Source organism: Rhodopseudomonas palustris, assembly GCF_013415845.1.
GTDB classification, from domain to species: domain Bacteria; phylum Pseudomonadota; class Alphaproteobacteria; order Rhizobiales; family Xanthobacteraceae; genus Rhodopseudomonas; species Rhodopseudomonas palustris_F.
In genome coordinates this window covers 1,493,677-1,505,896 of sequence record NZ_CP058907.1, presented here as the reverse complement: position 1 = coordinate 1,505,896, position 12,220 = coordinate 1,493,677, and the positions used below count along the sequence as shown (strand labels likewise).

Here is a 12,220-nt window from a genome sequence, read left to right as displayed (position 1 = left end):
ATGACCAAGATCACCTACAAAGTCGCCTCGGAACATCCGTTCCCCGCCGACGCCGCCGCGGCGGCCGCCTCGCTCGCGGCCTATGAGGCACTCGACGACGTCACCAAAGCCCGTGTCGACCAGATGGTCGACTGGATCATGAAGAACTGCCTTTGGCAGTTCCACTCGCGGGCGTGGGACCGCAAGCGGCAGAACGAGGGCATCCTCGGCATCGCCGCCAAGCTGCTCGCCGGCGAGCCGTTCACGCCGGAGACACCGGAAGACCGCTGCTACTGGGTCGATTCGGTGACGCTGCAGCGTGCCTATCTGGCGACCTGTCCGTGGCTCGCCACGATGTCCAAGGGCGACATCACGGCGCTGATGAAAGAGCTGCACGCCCGCGTCGACTATCTCACCGTCACCGGCTCGCTCAACGAAGAGCTCACCGACCTGCACTACTGATTGGACCCCGCCATGAACTGTCAATTCAAGCCGAAGGACCGGATCGGCACCATCAATCCGATCTTCACCTGCCAGCCGGCCGGCGCCCAATACGCCTCGATCGGCATCAAGGACTGCATCGGCATCGTCCACGGCGGCCAGGGCTGCGTGATGTTCGTCCGCCTGCTGATCTCGCAGCACCTCAAAGAGAGCTTCGAGATCGCCTCCTCGTCGGTGCACGAGGACGGCGCAGTGTTCGGCGCACTCGACCGCGTCGAGGAAGCGGTCGACGTGCTGCTGATGCGCTACCCGCACGTCAAGGTGGTGCCGATCATCACCACCTGCTCGACCGAAGTAATCGGCGACGACGTCGACGGCGTCGTCACCAAGCTGCAGGAAGAGCTGCTCGACGTGAAATATCCGGACCGCGAGGTCCATCTGATCCCGATCCACTGCCCGAGCTTCGTCGGCAGTATGGTGACGGGCTACGACGTCGCCGTGCGCGACTTCGTCAAGCATTTCTCCAAGAAGGACAAACCGAGCCTGAAGATCAATCTGATCACCGGCTGGGTCAATCCGGGCGACGTCAAGGAGCTCAAGCATCTGCTCGCCGAGATGCAGGTCGAAGCCAACGTGCTGTTCGAGATCGAGAGCTTCGATAGCCCGCTGATGCCGGACAAGAGCGCGGTGTCGCACGGCTCGACCACGATTGCGGACCTGACCGCGACCGCCGATGCGCAAGGCACCATCGCGCTCAACCGCTACGAGGGCGGCCTCGCCGCCACCTGGCTGCAGACCCGCTGGGACGTGCCGGCAGTGATCGGCCCAACCCCGATCGGGATCCGCAACACCGACACCTTCCTGCGCAACGTCAAGGACATGACAGGCAAGCCGATCCCGGAATCGCTGGTCAAGGAACGCGGCATCGCGCTAGACGCCATCACCGACCTCGCCCACATGTTCCTGGCCGACAAGAAGGTGGCGATCTACGGCAATCCGGATCTGGTGCTCGGCCTCGCCGAGTACTGCCTCGACCTGGAAATGAAGCCGGTGCTGCTGCTGCTCGGCGACGAGAACGCCGGCTACGCCAACGACCCTCGGATCGCGGCGCTGAAGGCCAATGTCGACTACCCGATGGAGATCATCACCAACGCCGACCTGTTCGAGCTCGAAGAGCGCATCAAGAACGGCCTCGAGCTCGATCTGATCCTCGGCCACTCCAAGGGACGGTTCGTCGCGATCGACTACAACATCCCGATGCTGCGGGTCGGCTTCCCGACCTACGACCGCGCCGGCCTGTATCGCTATCCCGTCGTCGGCTACGCCGGCGCGACCTGGCTCGCCGAACAGATGGCCAACACGCTGTTCAACGACATGGAGGTCAAGAAGAACCGCGAATGGATCCTGAACGTGTGGTGACCACGCTCAAGATCTAGTCCGGCGGCGGTTTGCCATGTCCGTCGCCGGACTCCTCTCCTGACTAACCGCGAGACAACCGATGAAGATCGCAGCTTACGTCGACGCCGAGGGCGAGGTCGCCAAGGTTTCGGACAAGGGCGTGATTCTGCTGTTCGAGCAGCAGGGCGAAGTCTGGAAGGTGCGCAAGACCATCCGCTTCGCGGTACGGCCGGATGATGGTCTCGCAGAGATCCACGCTTCGCTCGCCGCGATGCTCCCTGAGCTGGAAGACTGCCGTCTGTTTCTCTCCAGGAGCGTGCGCGGCGTGGTCAATTCGCTGCTGCAGGAGATGGGCATTCAGACCTGGCAGTCGCACGGTCCACTGTTCACCCAGCTTGAGACAATCGCCCGCAAGGAGAACGAGCGCGCGCAGCAGACCGCCAAGGCGGCCCGCGCCGAGCGGCGCTCGCGCCGACGGCGCCATCATAAGGACGGCGCGGCCAGCGATCTCGACGACATCAAGCCGGTGCTGGTCGGCGATGATGACAGCGGTCACTTCCGGCTCGATCTGGTGCGGCTGCTGCAGGACGATCCCGGGCTCAATTCCTGGGACATCCTGATCCCGTTCCTCACCGGCACGCCGTTCCGGCAGCTCGATCTCGTCTGCGATCACATCCCGCGCTGGTTCTCCCGCGCGATGCGCGCGCTCGACATGGATGCCGAGATCTTGGAGCTGCCAGGCCTCGGCGTCGCCGCCACCATCACTCCGAAACCACAGGCAGAGGCGACATGACCACGACGCTCACCACGCCGCTTCCGACCGTGCCACGCGCGAAGCCGGCCCGCCGTCCGACCACGCTTCTGTTTGCCTATGGGGCAACGCTGAACCCCGAGCACATCATGGTGCGGCTGTGCCAGCCGAAGATCCGCGCGATCGCCCGGCTGCCGGCCTACCGGCTCGGCTTCCACGGCCATTCGGAAGTCTGGGACAGCGGCCTCGAGACCCTGGTGGATGAGCCCGGTGCGGAGGTGTGGGGCGTGCTCTACGAGCTGTCGGCCACCGAGCTCGACCGCTTCGATGCCTGGCAGGGCGTCAAGCTCGACGGAGGCGGATCGTATTTCCACTACCCGGTCCAAGTGATCGACGAGAACGGCCAGCTGCTCGACGCGCTGTTTCACCGCAAGACCGAGATGGGTCCGCAGCAGCCGGCAAGCCGCGACTATCTCGATTTCATTCTCGCCGGCGCACGCGCCCGCGGCCTGCCAGCGCGCGCGATCGCAGTACTCGAAGCCTGCACCGCGGTGCAGGCGCGCTACCCGGTTCCGAAGATGAATACCGACATCAAGGCGCTGGCCTCGAAGCTGTCCTGCGCCTGCTGACAATCCGATCCAGCGGTCCCGGCAAAGCCGGCGCGCCGCGCAATTAGGAGACTTGGAATGACCGAACCCGCCTCCGACCTGTTGTCGCGACCGATGCGGCGGCGGAGCCGCGAAATCTCCGACCGCGCCGAGATCGACGCGATCCTGGCGAGCAACAAGGTGCTGCATCTGGCGCTGGCACGCGACAACGTGCCGTTCCTGGTGCCGGTGTTCTACGGCTTCGATGGCAAGGCGCTGTATGTCCATTCGGCCAGCGCCGGCACCAAAATCGAGATCCTCAAGACCAACAACCGCGTCTGCTTCGAGGTGACGACCGAGAACGGCGTTGTGACGGCCGAGGCGGCCTGTGATTTCGAAGCCAAGCACCGCACCGTGATCGGCTTCGGCCGCGCCAGCTTCGTCGACGACGTCGCCGAGAAGACCCGGGCACTAGACCTGATCGTCAGCCGCTTCACCGACCGCAAGTTCGATTACCCGGCAGAAAAGCTCGGCATCACCAAAGTGATCCGGATCGACATCGACAGCATCAAGGGCAAGGCCTACGGCTTCGGCGAACCGCGCCCCGAGCAGCCCGGCGAGACGGATTAATCGGGTCAGCTCCCAACGCTGTCATTCCGGGGCGCGGCCCGAAGGGCCACGAACCCGGAATCTCGAGGTGCTCTGAACGTCGAGATTCCGGGTTCGCGAGCTGCGCTCGCGCCCCGGAATGACTCGTGGAAGCGTGGGACACTTTATAGCTGCGAGGATGCCGCTCGGCCTTCAAAACCACCCGTGATACGCGCGCACCTTGTAGTTACCGCCGATCACCAGAAACTCGCCTTCATAGCCGAGCACCTGGCGCTGCAGCAGGCCGGGAAAGAACAGCAGCTTCACCGTCGGCACCTCAGTCTCCAGCACCCAATCGCCGAACTCATCCGCACGCTCCTTGGAATCGCTGAACGACACCAGATTGTTCAGCCGCACGGTGCACAGTCGCTGTCGCGCATCGCCCTCGACCAGCTGCTGCTCGACATCGTTGGTGCCGCGCCACAGCCGGACAAAACGCGGTCCCGGCGTCTTGAAGCGGCGGATGCTCCATTGGCAATATTCATAAAGCAGGTCGAACTGCTGGAAGATGCAGTTGTTGTGGAAGCGGGCATCGGTCTTCTCCTGCAGATAGGTCGCCCACGCCGCCGACGGAAACAGACCGAGCCGCTGCTTGTGGAAGGTCGGCACCAGACCGAACCTGCTCTCGACCCAACCCTTCAGCACCGCCGCTTTGGGGCAGTCGGACTCGACGCCCCAACCGCGCAGCAAATCGAGATAGCTGGTCGGATGACGAGCCTGGGTGGGTTCGTGCGCTCCGGGCGCGAGACCGAACTCGAGCTCCATGTAATGCTCGAACACCTCGGCAGCCGTCGCCGGATATTCGCAGGCCGCCAATAGCCGGAACAGTCCGGGATGGGTCTCGCGCGTGCCATGGATGGTGATCCGCCGCAGGCAGCGATTGAACGCCGTCGAGCCGATCAGCCCGACCGGCACGCCGACCATATTGGTGCAGTACCAGTGTTCGGGATCCTCGCTCACCGGAGGAGAAGGGCTGAGTTCGTCCATACGTGGCTGCGAGATCGGAGTGCCGACGCGGCATTTGATCGAGACATCAGCCGCTCATCAAGCCCGCCTGTCGGAGGGGGCATTGCGCCTCTGATCACGAATGACTCGCAATTTCTCCTTGGATGGCACCGCCTCGAGCGAGCGTTCCGTGCGCAACAGAGAGTCGCAGACGGAGTGCCTGTTTCGGGCCGGTTCGCGCATGTGCGCGCTGCAGCACAAACTTCTCTTGATCCGATTGCACAAACCGCGACGTTTTCTCATTCGCGCGATCCCATGCCAAATCGATCTTATTTTTCGGCACACGTTGACTTCACAACAACGTTTGGCAGAGTTGACTCGTCCGATGTTCTTCGTGAGCTCGGATCGCGGGATTTGACGGAGCAGCTTGCGCCGCGGGTTTAATCGCTAAAGCGCCACGACACGGCTCGTGGGCTCCTTTGTTGACGGAGATCGGCTCATGAACGCCAACATCTCGATCATTGCTGACTTATCTGCACCGCAATTCGGTAATTCGCTTGCGCTCGTTGCGGCCGCCTCGACCTCGCACGGCGCGATCTCGTCGGAACGCGCACCCTCCCGCTCCGGCCTCTGTTGTAGCTGTCGAATGAATCTCGGCTGACGCCGACACCGTTTCGACACCACCCGACATCATTAGAGATCAGAAGGCACTGGCTTTGCCAGTGGGAGAGTCATGTCCGACGCTTACGTTATCGAAGTTCAAGCCCGCACCGCCGGCATCGTTGTCAGGGACGGACGCAAGTTCTGCTTCTTCGCCGCGCATCACGACTTCAACAGTCTGGAGCGCCGCTCGTTCGGTTCGCTCGTCGCCGCACAGAAGGCCGCGACCCGCTGCTGGAAAGAAGGCCGTCCGCGGCTGCAATAGCCTCTAGCGGCACCGTTTCTCGCAAACCAACCGGCTCGCCTCAGCCGCCTTCGCGTCGTGATCGCCGCGGAGGCGCGGCAGGCACCATGAGCAGCCCTACGACACGAATCTTCTGCGGCAGCGCAGGATCGGGAAATCCCGATCTCGCCTCGTCGTGGATTTCGAAATGGCCGCCGGATCAGGCGGCCGATAGTTTCCCCGCAAACCACGACCACCGAGATGGTCACGTATCGAGGTTGAATTCCCATGGCACGTAAACTCGTTTTCGCTGCGGCCGCCTTCGCCGCGCTCACCGCAGCGGCTCCGGCCTTCAGCACCGAAGTGGTCCGGATCGGCACCACCGCCGGTCCCTACGCCGAGATTCTGCGCTACGCCGGCGATCTCGCCGCCAAGCAGGGCATCGAGGTGAAGATCACCGAATTCACCGACTACACCGTGCCCAATGCGGCGCTGGCGCAGGACGATCTCGACATCAACAACTTCCAGCACCAGCCCTATCTCGACAACCAGGTGGCGCAGCGCGGCTATGACATCGTCTCGATCGCCAAGAGCATCATCGTGCCGATTGGGATCTATTCGAACAAGGTCAAGACGCTGACCGACATCAAGGACGGCGCCAGCGCCGCGATCCCGAACGATCCGTCCAACGGCGCCCGTGCGCTGCAACTTTTCGAGAAGGCAGGGTTGATCAAGCTGAAGCCGGGGATCGGCATCAAGGCGACGATCGCCGACATCGCCGAGAATCCCAAGCATCTCAAGATCGTCGAGCTTGACGCCGCGCAGCTGCCGCGCTCGCTGAACGATCTCGATTTTTCGGCGGTCAATCTCAACTACGCGCTGAGCGCCGGGCTCGATCCGAAGAGTGCGCTGCTGCTCGAAGGCGCCGACACGAACTGGAACCTGGTGTTCGCAGTGCGCGCCAAGAACAAGGACAACGCCACGCTGAAGAAGTTCGTCGAGATCTATCGCTCGCCGGAGGTGAAGGCCTTCACCGAGAAGCGCTTCAACGGTACCATTCTCACCACCTGGTGAGACCGGCCGCCGCGACGACAATCAACACCATTTCAGTCATCGACAGCGCGACCGGCCGCCCAGCGGCCGGTCGTCGGCATTCAGGAACACTGCACATGACCACGACTTCCGACGAGCGGCCGTATTGGGACGCCAAGCTCGAAACCCAATCGCGCGCCGACTGGGACGCGCTGAAACTGTCGCTGCTGCAGAAGCACATCGCCCACGCCTATGCGGGTTCGCCCGCCTATCGCGCCGCGTTCGACGCCACCAAGGTCTCGCCGGCTCAGATCAAATCGCTCGACGACATCCGCCGCTTTCCGTTCATCGACAAGCGCACCCTGCGCGACCGCCAGCTGGCGGTGCCGCCGTTCGGCGATCTCGTCGCCGTGCCGGAGCAAGACATCGTCTACATCTCCGCCTCGTCCGGCTCGACCGGCGTGCCGACCGCCTCGCCGTTCACCCAATCCGATTTCGACGGCTGGATCGACTATGAGGCGCGGCAGTTTTGGTCGTCCGGGATGCGGCCGAGCGATCGCTACGTGCATTCGCTGAATTTCTCGCTGTTCATCGGCGGCCCGTGCGTGCTCGGCGCGCAGAAACTTGGCGCGCTGACGATTCACGCCGGCACAATTCCATCCGATCGGCTGCTGCAGATCCTCCGCCAGTTCCAGGCCACGGTGATCTGGACCACGCCGTCGTACGCCTGGTACCTCGGTGAGACCGCCATCAAGGAAGGCTACGACTTGCGCAAGGATCTCGCCGTGCGCCGGATCTTCGTCGCCGGCGAGCCCGGCGGCTCGATCCCTGAGACCCGCAACCGCATCGAGCAGCTGTGGGGTGCGTCGGTTTACGACTATTACGGCCTGTCCGATATCTTCGGCTCCTGCGCCGGGATGTGCGAGCAGAAAGAGGGGCTGCACTGGGCCGAGGATCACATCCTGGTTGAGGTGATCGATCCCGACAGCGGCGAGCCGGTGAAGCCGGGGGACCGCGGCGAAATGGTGCTGACGACGCTGCAGAAGACGGCGCGGCCGATGATCCGGTTCCGCACCGGCGACATCGTCAGCTTCAATCCGGAGCCGTGCCGCTGCGGTCGCACCGCGATCCGGCTCAACGGCGTGCATGGCAGGCGCGACGACATGCTGATCATCAAGGGTGTCAACCTGTTCCCGAGCGATGTCGAAGCGGTGGCGCGGCAGGATCATGAGCTGACCGGCGAGTACCGGCTGGTGGTCGACCGGATCAATCATCTCGACCGACTGACCGTCGAGGTCGAGCACATCCACGGCTACAACGGCGCGCCGGAGACGCTGGCGGATCGCTTCGAGCGCAAGCTCAAAGCCGTGACCGGCGTGTCGGCGGCGGTGTCGGTGCTCAAGCCCGACACCCTGCCCCGCGCCACGCACAAGGCCAAGCGGGTCGAGGATCGGCGCAGCGGGGTTTGGAGCTGAAGAAGAGGATTGAGGACAAGGCGGCGGAGCGTCAGCGTTCCGCCGCGGCTCTTCACATCGTCATTGCGAGGAGCGAAGCGACGAGGCAATCCAGCTTCGTGCACGGGTCTTCTGGATTGCTTCGCTGCGCTCGCAATGACGGGGAGAGGCCTGTCGCGATCCGCGCGGGATGGGGCCGGTGTAGTTCGTCAGGCCCGCGCTTCGTCGCGGGCATCCACGTCTTGCGGCTCTTCCTGGCGCGAAAACCTAGACAGCCGGGAACAAGCGCGGCCACGGCCGATGGCTTGACGAAAAGAAAAGCCCGCGCGATGCGCGGGCTTTGTCGTGTCGGACAATCGAATGAAGAGCGCTACGCCCTTACCACGCCGGGATATAAGTCCCTTTGAAGCGGGTTTCGACGAACTGCTTGACCGGGTCGGAGTGATAGGCGTCGATCAGTTGCTTGACCCAGGACTTGTCCTTGTCTTCTTCGCGCACCGCGATGATGTTGACCCAGGGGCCTTCGACGTTCTCGCGGGCGAGCGCGTCCTTGGAAGGGTCGAGGCCGGCCTGCACCGCGTAGTTGTTGTTGATCGACACCAGGTCGACATCCTGCAGCGAGCGCGGCAGCTGGGCGGCGTCGAGCTCGACGAATTTCAGCTTCTTCGGGTTGTCGATGATATCGGCGACCGTCGCGGTGGCGCCGACACCGTCCTTCAGCCTGATCAGGCCGTGCAGCGCCAGAATTTGCAGGCCGCGTGCGCCGTTCGACGGGTCGTTGGCGATCGCCACGGTGGCACCCTGCTTCAGATCGGCAAGCGCCTTGACCTTGACAGAATACACGCCCTGCGGCGAGGCGATGGTGTTGGCGACCTTGACGATCTTCCAGCCGGTCTTGGCGACCTGCGCCTTCAGATACGGCTCATGCTGAAACGAATTGGCCTCGAGCTCCTTCTGCGCCAGCGCCTGGTTCGGCACCACGTAGTCGGTGAACTCGACCGGCTTGACGTCGAGGCCGCGCTCGGCCGCGACCTTCTTGACCACGTCGAGGATCTCGGCGTGCGGGCCGGCGGTTACGCCGACACGGATGGTCTCGGCATGGGCGGCGCCGGCGAAGGCCAGCGCGATCAGGGAAACGGCAAGACGGCGCATTGGAAACTCCTGGTCTGAACAGCGAAAATCAGTGACGGCGGATACGGCGCTTATCGAGCTTGCGCGCCAGCGTGTCGCCGAGCGTCTGCACGCCCTGCACCAGCGCGATCAACACCAGCACCACCGTGAGCATTACCTCCGGCATGAAGCGCTGGTAGCCGTAGCGGATGCCGAGGTCGCCGAGGCCGCCACCACCGACGGCACCGACCATCGCCGAATAGCCGAGCAGGCTGACGATCGTGAGTGTCAGCGCCAGCGTTACCGCCGGCATCGCTTCCGGCAGCAGCACCTTACGGACGATCTGCAGCGGGCTGGCGCCGAACGCACGCGCGGCTTCGATCAGGCCATGATCGACTTCGCGGATTGCCGCCTCGATGACGCGGGCGATGAACGGGATCGCCGCGATCGTCAGCGGCACGGTGGCCGCCGCGGTGCCGATCGAAGTGCCGGCGATCAGCCGGGTCAACGGAACAATCGCCACCACCAGGATGATGAACGGCGTCGAGCGCGTCGCATTGACGACGACGCCGATGAGACGATTGGCCATCGGCGCCGCGAACAACTCGCCGGCCTGAGATGTGGCCAGAAAGATGCCGAGCGGCAGACCGATCAACGTGCCGAACAGCCCCGCCAGCCCGACCATATAGAGGGTGTCGAGTGTCGACGACGCGATCATGCGAATGAGTTCAGGCGACATAGCCGAGCTGCTCCACCAGATTGTTGCCAGCCGACAATTGCGCGATCACCTGGCGCAGCACCTCGGACGCGGCGTCGAGCGAAACGATCAGCGTGCCGAACGGGTGGCCGGCGATCATCTCCACCTGCCCCGAGAGAATGTTGAGATTGACACCGAGATCACGCGACACCCGCGACAGCAGCGGCTGGTTGGCGTCGCTGCCCTTGAAGGTGATCCGCAGCACCGCCTGCCCGCCCGGCGGCTGCTGCGGCTGCAGCTTTTCCAGGAGCCAGTCCGGCGCGCCGCTGCCGGTCACCGACGAGACGAACCGCCGCGTCACCTCATGGCGCGGGGTGGCGAACACATCGAAGGTTGCGCCGTGCTCGACGATGCGGCCTCCTTCGATCACCGCGACGCGGTCGGCCAGCGCCTTCACCACCGCCATCTCGTGGGTGATGAACAGGATGGTGAGATGCAGGTCGCGATTGATCTGCTTCAGCAGTTCGAGAATCTGATCGGTGGTTTCCGGGTCGAGCGCCGAAGTCGCTTCGTCCGACAACAGCACCGAAGGTTCGGTGGCAAGCGCCCGCGCAATGCCGACGCGCTGCTTCTGGCCGCCGGACAGCTCCGCCGGATAGCGGTCGCGCTTGTCGGCAAGTCCGACCATGTCGAGCAGCGGCAGCACGCGCTTTTCGATCTCGGCCTTGGGCGTGCCGGCGATCTCGAGCGGCAGCGCGACGTTACCGAAGGCGGTCCGCGACGACAGTAGATTGAAGTGCTGAAACACCATGCCGATCGAGCGCCGCGCGGTGCGCAAATCGCGCTCGGACAGCGCGGTGATTTCGACGCCGTTGACGACGACGCGGCCGCTCGACGGTTTGTCGAGGCCGTTGATCAGCCGGATCAGCGTCGACTTGCCGGCACCGCTGCGGCCGATCACACCAAGGATCGAGCCTTTCGGCACGGTTAGGCTGATGTCGTCGAGGGCGACGACTTCGGCGCTGTTCTTCCGCGCCGGATACACCTTGCGGACACGGTCGATCAGGATACCGGTCGTCGGCTGCGACGATACAAAGGCGGGGCGCTCTCCCGCGGGCGGTTGCCAGGGAGCATTCATAATGGGCTCGTTCATCGATTCCAGGTGGCCGCCCGCGTGGCGGCGTTCCCTATCGACTACCGGCCAGCATCCCGCATCGCAATGCCCGGAGAATAAAAACAACGCGCCCGTCGCAACGACGGCATATCACGATTAAGATTTGACCCCGAATGGTCAGGCGAGAGAAAATTCTTTCACAGACATGCCGCTTCAGATACCGCCACCGTCCTCGAAAGCGTCGTGGCGCGCCTTGGCTTGGGTGATGACGCTGTTCGGCGGCACGTCGCGCGTCAGCCAGACGCCGCCGCCAATCGACGAGCCCTGCCCGATCGTCACCCGCCCAAGCACCGTGGCGCCGGCATAGATTACGACCTCGTCCTCGATGATCGGGTGACGGTCGCCGCCCTTGACGATGCGGCCGTGCTCGTCTGTCTCGAACCGCTTGGCGCCGAGCGTCACCGCCTGATACAGTCGCACCCGCTTGCCGATCCGCGCGGTCTCGCCGATCACAACGCCGGTGCCGTGATCGATGAAGAAGCTCTCGCCGATGGTCGCGCCGGGATGAATGTCGATGCCGGTCTGCGCATGGGCGATCTCGGCGACGATCCGCGCCAGCATCGGCACCCCGAGCACGTACAGCCGGTGGGCGATGCGATGCCGGATCATCGCGGCGACGCCCGGATAGCAGAACACGACTTCGTCCAGGCTCTTCGCTGCCGGATCACCGTCGAAGGCGGCGCGGATGTCGCTGTCGAGCAGCGCGCGGATCCGCGGCAGGTCGTGGGCGAAATCCGCCGCGATGGTCAGCGCCTGCTGTTCGATCTCGCCGGGTTTCGCGGCGCCGTCGAGATCAGCAAGGCGCAACTCGCGGCCGACCTCGCGGCGCAGCCGGCGCAGCGCCTGCTCGATGGTGTCGGCGACGTAGATGTCGAGACTGTCTTCCGACAGTCCCGCCGGTCCGAAGTGGCGCGGATACAGCGCCGCCACCAGCGCATCGACGATTCCCGCAACCGCTTCGCGCGACGGCAGCTCCGGCAGTGACCGGCCGCGATAGCGCCGGCGCTGAGAAATCGCGCGGAGCCCTGCAAGTTCGGCGACGATCTCGCCGAGGTCCCATGCTGGCTCAGTGACGACACGGGGCTCGGCGGATTGCGACATGCGCGGTCAGCTCCGGTGAT

The 12,220-nt window shown here is 64.2% G+C and carries 14 protein-coding genes; 9 read left to right on the top strand and 5 right to left on the bottom strand.

Features of this window, described 5'->3' with window-relative positions; all coding sequences use genetic code 11:
- From anfG to HZF03_RS07000, 5 genes are all read left to right on the top strand, one after another.
- On the top strand, window positions 1-441 hold the full coding sequence (anfG, locus tag HZF03_RS07020) for a Fe-only nitrogenase subunit delta (protein ID WP_119019574.1): 441 nt from the start codon (window positions 1-3) through the stop codon (window positions 439-441).
- 12 nt (window positions 442-453) lie between these two features.
- On the top strand, window positions 454-1,839 hold the full coding sequence (gene anfK, locus HZF03_RS07015) for a Fe-only nitrogenase subunit beta (RefSeq protein ID WP_104512167.1): 1,386 nt from the start codon (window positions 454-456) through the stop codon (window positions 1,837-1,839).
- A 79-nt stretch (window positions 1,840-1,918) separates the two neighbouring features.
- Complete coding sequence (gene anfO / locus HZF03_RS07010; RefSeq protein ID WP_119019573.1) at window positions 1,919-2,611, top strand: Fe-only nitrogenase accessory protein AnfO; 693 nt, start codon at window positions 1,919-1,921, stop codon at window positions 2,609-2,611.
- Window positions 2,608-3,198, top strand: coding sequence for a gamma-glutamylcyclotransferase family protein (locus tag HZF03_RS07005; protein ID WP_119019572.1), 591 nt, complete (start codon window positions 2,608-2,610; stop codon window positions 3,196-3,198). The genes anfO and HZF03_RS07005 overlap by 4 nt, the downstream gene beginning before the upstream one ends.
- A 57-nt stretch (window positions 3,199-3,255) precedes the next feature.
- Complete coding sequence (locus HZF03_RS07000; RefSeq protein ID WP_119019571.1) at window positions 3,256-3,786, top strand: pyridoxamine 5'-phosphate oxidase family protein; 531 nt, start codon at window positions 3,256-3,258, stop codon at window positions 3,784-3,786.
- 171 nt (window positions 3,787-3,957) lie between these two features.
- Here the strand turns inward: HZF03_RS07000 and HZF03_RS06995 are convergent, their stop codons facing one another.
- A complete protein-coding gene (locus HZF03_RS06995; protein WP_119019570.1) occupies window positions 3,958-4,791 on the bottom strand; it encodes an NAD(+)--dinitrogen-reductase ADP-D-ribosyltransferase in 834 nt (277 codons plus the stop codon).
- A gap of 457 nt (window positions 4,792-5,248) precedes the next feature.
- Here HZF03_RS06995 and HZF03_RS06990 point away from each other — a divergent pair, with 457 nt between their 5' ends.
- The 4 genes from HZF03_RS06990 (at window position 5,249) to HZF03_RS06975 (ending at window position 8,139) form a co-directional block, all read left to right on the top strand.
- Entirely contained in the window at window positions 5,249-5,410 is a 162-nt protein-coding gene (locus HZF03_RS06990) for a hypothetical protein (RefSeq protein WP_165858161.1), read from the top strand.
- 72 nt (window positions 5,411-5,482) lie between these two features.
- Entirely contained in the window at window positions 5,483-5,674 is a 192-nt protein-coding gene (locus HZF03_RS06985; protein WP_012495068.1) for a hypothetical protein, read from the top strand.
- A 246-nt stretch (window positions 5,675-5,920) separates the two neighbouring features.
- Window positions 5,921-6,706 (top strand): MetQ/NlpA family ABC transporter substrate-binding protein, encoded by a 786-nt coding sequence (locus HZF03_RS06980; protein ID WP_012495067.1) that lies wholly within the window; start codon window positions 5,921-5,923, stop codon window positions 6,704-6,706.
- A gap of 95 nt (window positions 6,707-6,801) precedes the next feature.
- Window positions 6,802-8,139: a phenylacetate--CoA ligase family protein gene (locus HZF03_RS06975; RefSeq protein ID WP_119019568.1), complete on the top strand. Its 1,338-nt coding sequence runs from the start codon at window positions 6,802-6,804 to the stop codon at window positions 8,137-8,139.
- 357 nt (window positions 8,140-8,496) lie between these two features.
- Here the strand turns inward: HZF03_RS06975 and HZF03_RS06970 are convergent, their stop codons facing one another.
- The 4 genes from HZF03_RS06970 to epsC all read right to left on the bottom strand — a co-directional run bounded on the left by HZF03_RS06970 (window position 8,497) and on the right by epsC (window position 12,200).
- Window positions 8,497-9,270: a MetQ/NlpA family ABC transporter substrate-binding protein gene (locus tag HZF03_RS06970; protein WP_119019567.1), complete on the bottom strand. Its 774-nt coding sequence runs from the start codon at window positions 9,268-9,270 to the stop codon at window positions 8,497-8,499.
- A gap of 28 nt (window positions 9,271-9,298) precedes the next feature.
- Window positions 9,299-9,967 carry a methionine ABC transporter permease gene (locus HZF03_RS06965; protein WP_012495065.1) on the bottom strand — a complete coding sequence of 223 codons (669 nt, stop codon included), beginning with the start codon at window positions 9,965-9,967 and terminating at the stop codon, window positions 9,299-9,301.
- A complete protein-coding gene (locus tag HZF03_RS06960) occupies window positions 9,957-11,063 on the bottom strand; it encodes a methionine ABC transporter ATP-binding protein (protein WP_119019566.1) in 1,107 nt (368 codons plus the stop codon). Before HZF03_RS06960 ends, HZF03_RS06965 begins: the two co-directional genes overlap by 11 nt.
- A 189-nt stretch (window positions 11,064-11,252) precedes the next feature.
- The gene (gene epsC, locus HZF03_RS06955; protein ID WP_012495063.1) at window positions 11,253-12,200 is read right to left on the bottom strand and encodes a serine O-acetyltransferase EpsC; all 948 of its coding nucleotides are present in this window, start codon (window positions 12,198-12,200) and stop codon (window positions 11,253-11,255) included.
- Window positions 12,201-12,220: the final 20 nt, after the last annotated feature.

Bases quoted from the DNA above. Each gene is read 5' to 3' on its own strand.
- anfO (WP_119019573.1), top strand. From the start codon at position 1,919: ATGAAGATCGCAGCTTACGTCGACGCCGAGGGCGAGGTCGCCAAGGTT.
- HZF03_RS06975 (WP_119019568.1), top strand. From the start codon at position 6,802: ATGACCACGACTTCCGACGAGCGGCCGTATTGGGACGCCAAGCTCGAA.
- HZF03_RS06960 (WP_119019566.1), bottom strand. From the start codon at position 11,063: ATGAATGCTCCCTGGCAACCGCCCGCGGGAGAGCGCCCCGCCTTTGTA.
- anfK (WP_104512167.1), top strand. From the start codon at position 454: ATGAACTGTCAATTCAAGCCGAAGGACCGGATCGGCACCATCAATCCG.
- HZF03_RS06985 (WP_012495068.1), top strand. From the start codon at position 5,483: ATGTCCGACGCTTACGTTATCGAAGTTCAAGCCCGCACCGCCGGCATC.
- HZF03_RS06990 (WP_165858161.1), top strand. From the start codon at position 5,249: ATGAACGCCAACATCTCGATCATTGCTGACTTATCTGCACCGCAATTC.
- HZF03_RS07000 (WP_119019571.1), top strand. From the start codon at position 3,256: ATGACCGAACCCGCCTCCGACCTGTTGTCGCGACCGATGCGGCGGCGG.
- HZF03_RS06970 (WP_119019567.1), bottom strand. From the start codon at position 9,270: ATGCGCCGTCTTGCCGTTTCCCTGATCGCGCTGGCCTTCGCCGGCGCC.
- HZF03_RS06980 (WP_012495067.1), top strand. From the start codon at position 5,921: ATGGCACGTAAACTCGTTTTCGCTGCGGCCGCCTTCGCCGCGCTCACC.
- HZF03_RS07005 (WP_119019572.1), top strand. From the start codon at position 2,608: ATGACCACGACGCTCACCACGCCGCTTCCGACCGTGCCACGCGCGAAG.
- epsC (WP_012495063.1), bottom strand. From the start codon at position 12,200: ATGTCGCAATCCGCCGAGCCCCGTGTCGTCACTGAGCCAGCATGGGAC.
- HZF03_RS06995 (WP_119019570.1), bottom strand. From the start codon at position 4,791: ATGGACGAACTCAGCCCTTCTCCTCCGGTGAGCGAGGATCCCGAACAC.
- anfG (WP_119019574.1), top strand. From the start codon at position 1: ATGACCAAGATCACCTACAAAGTCGCCTCGGAACATCCGTTCCCCGCC.
- HZF03_RS06965 (WP_012495065.1), bottom strand. From the start codon at position 9,967: ATGTCGCCTGAACTCATTCGCATGATCGCGTCGTCGACACTCGACACC.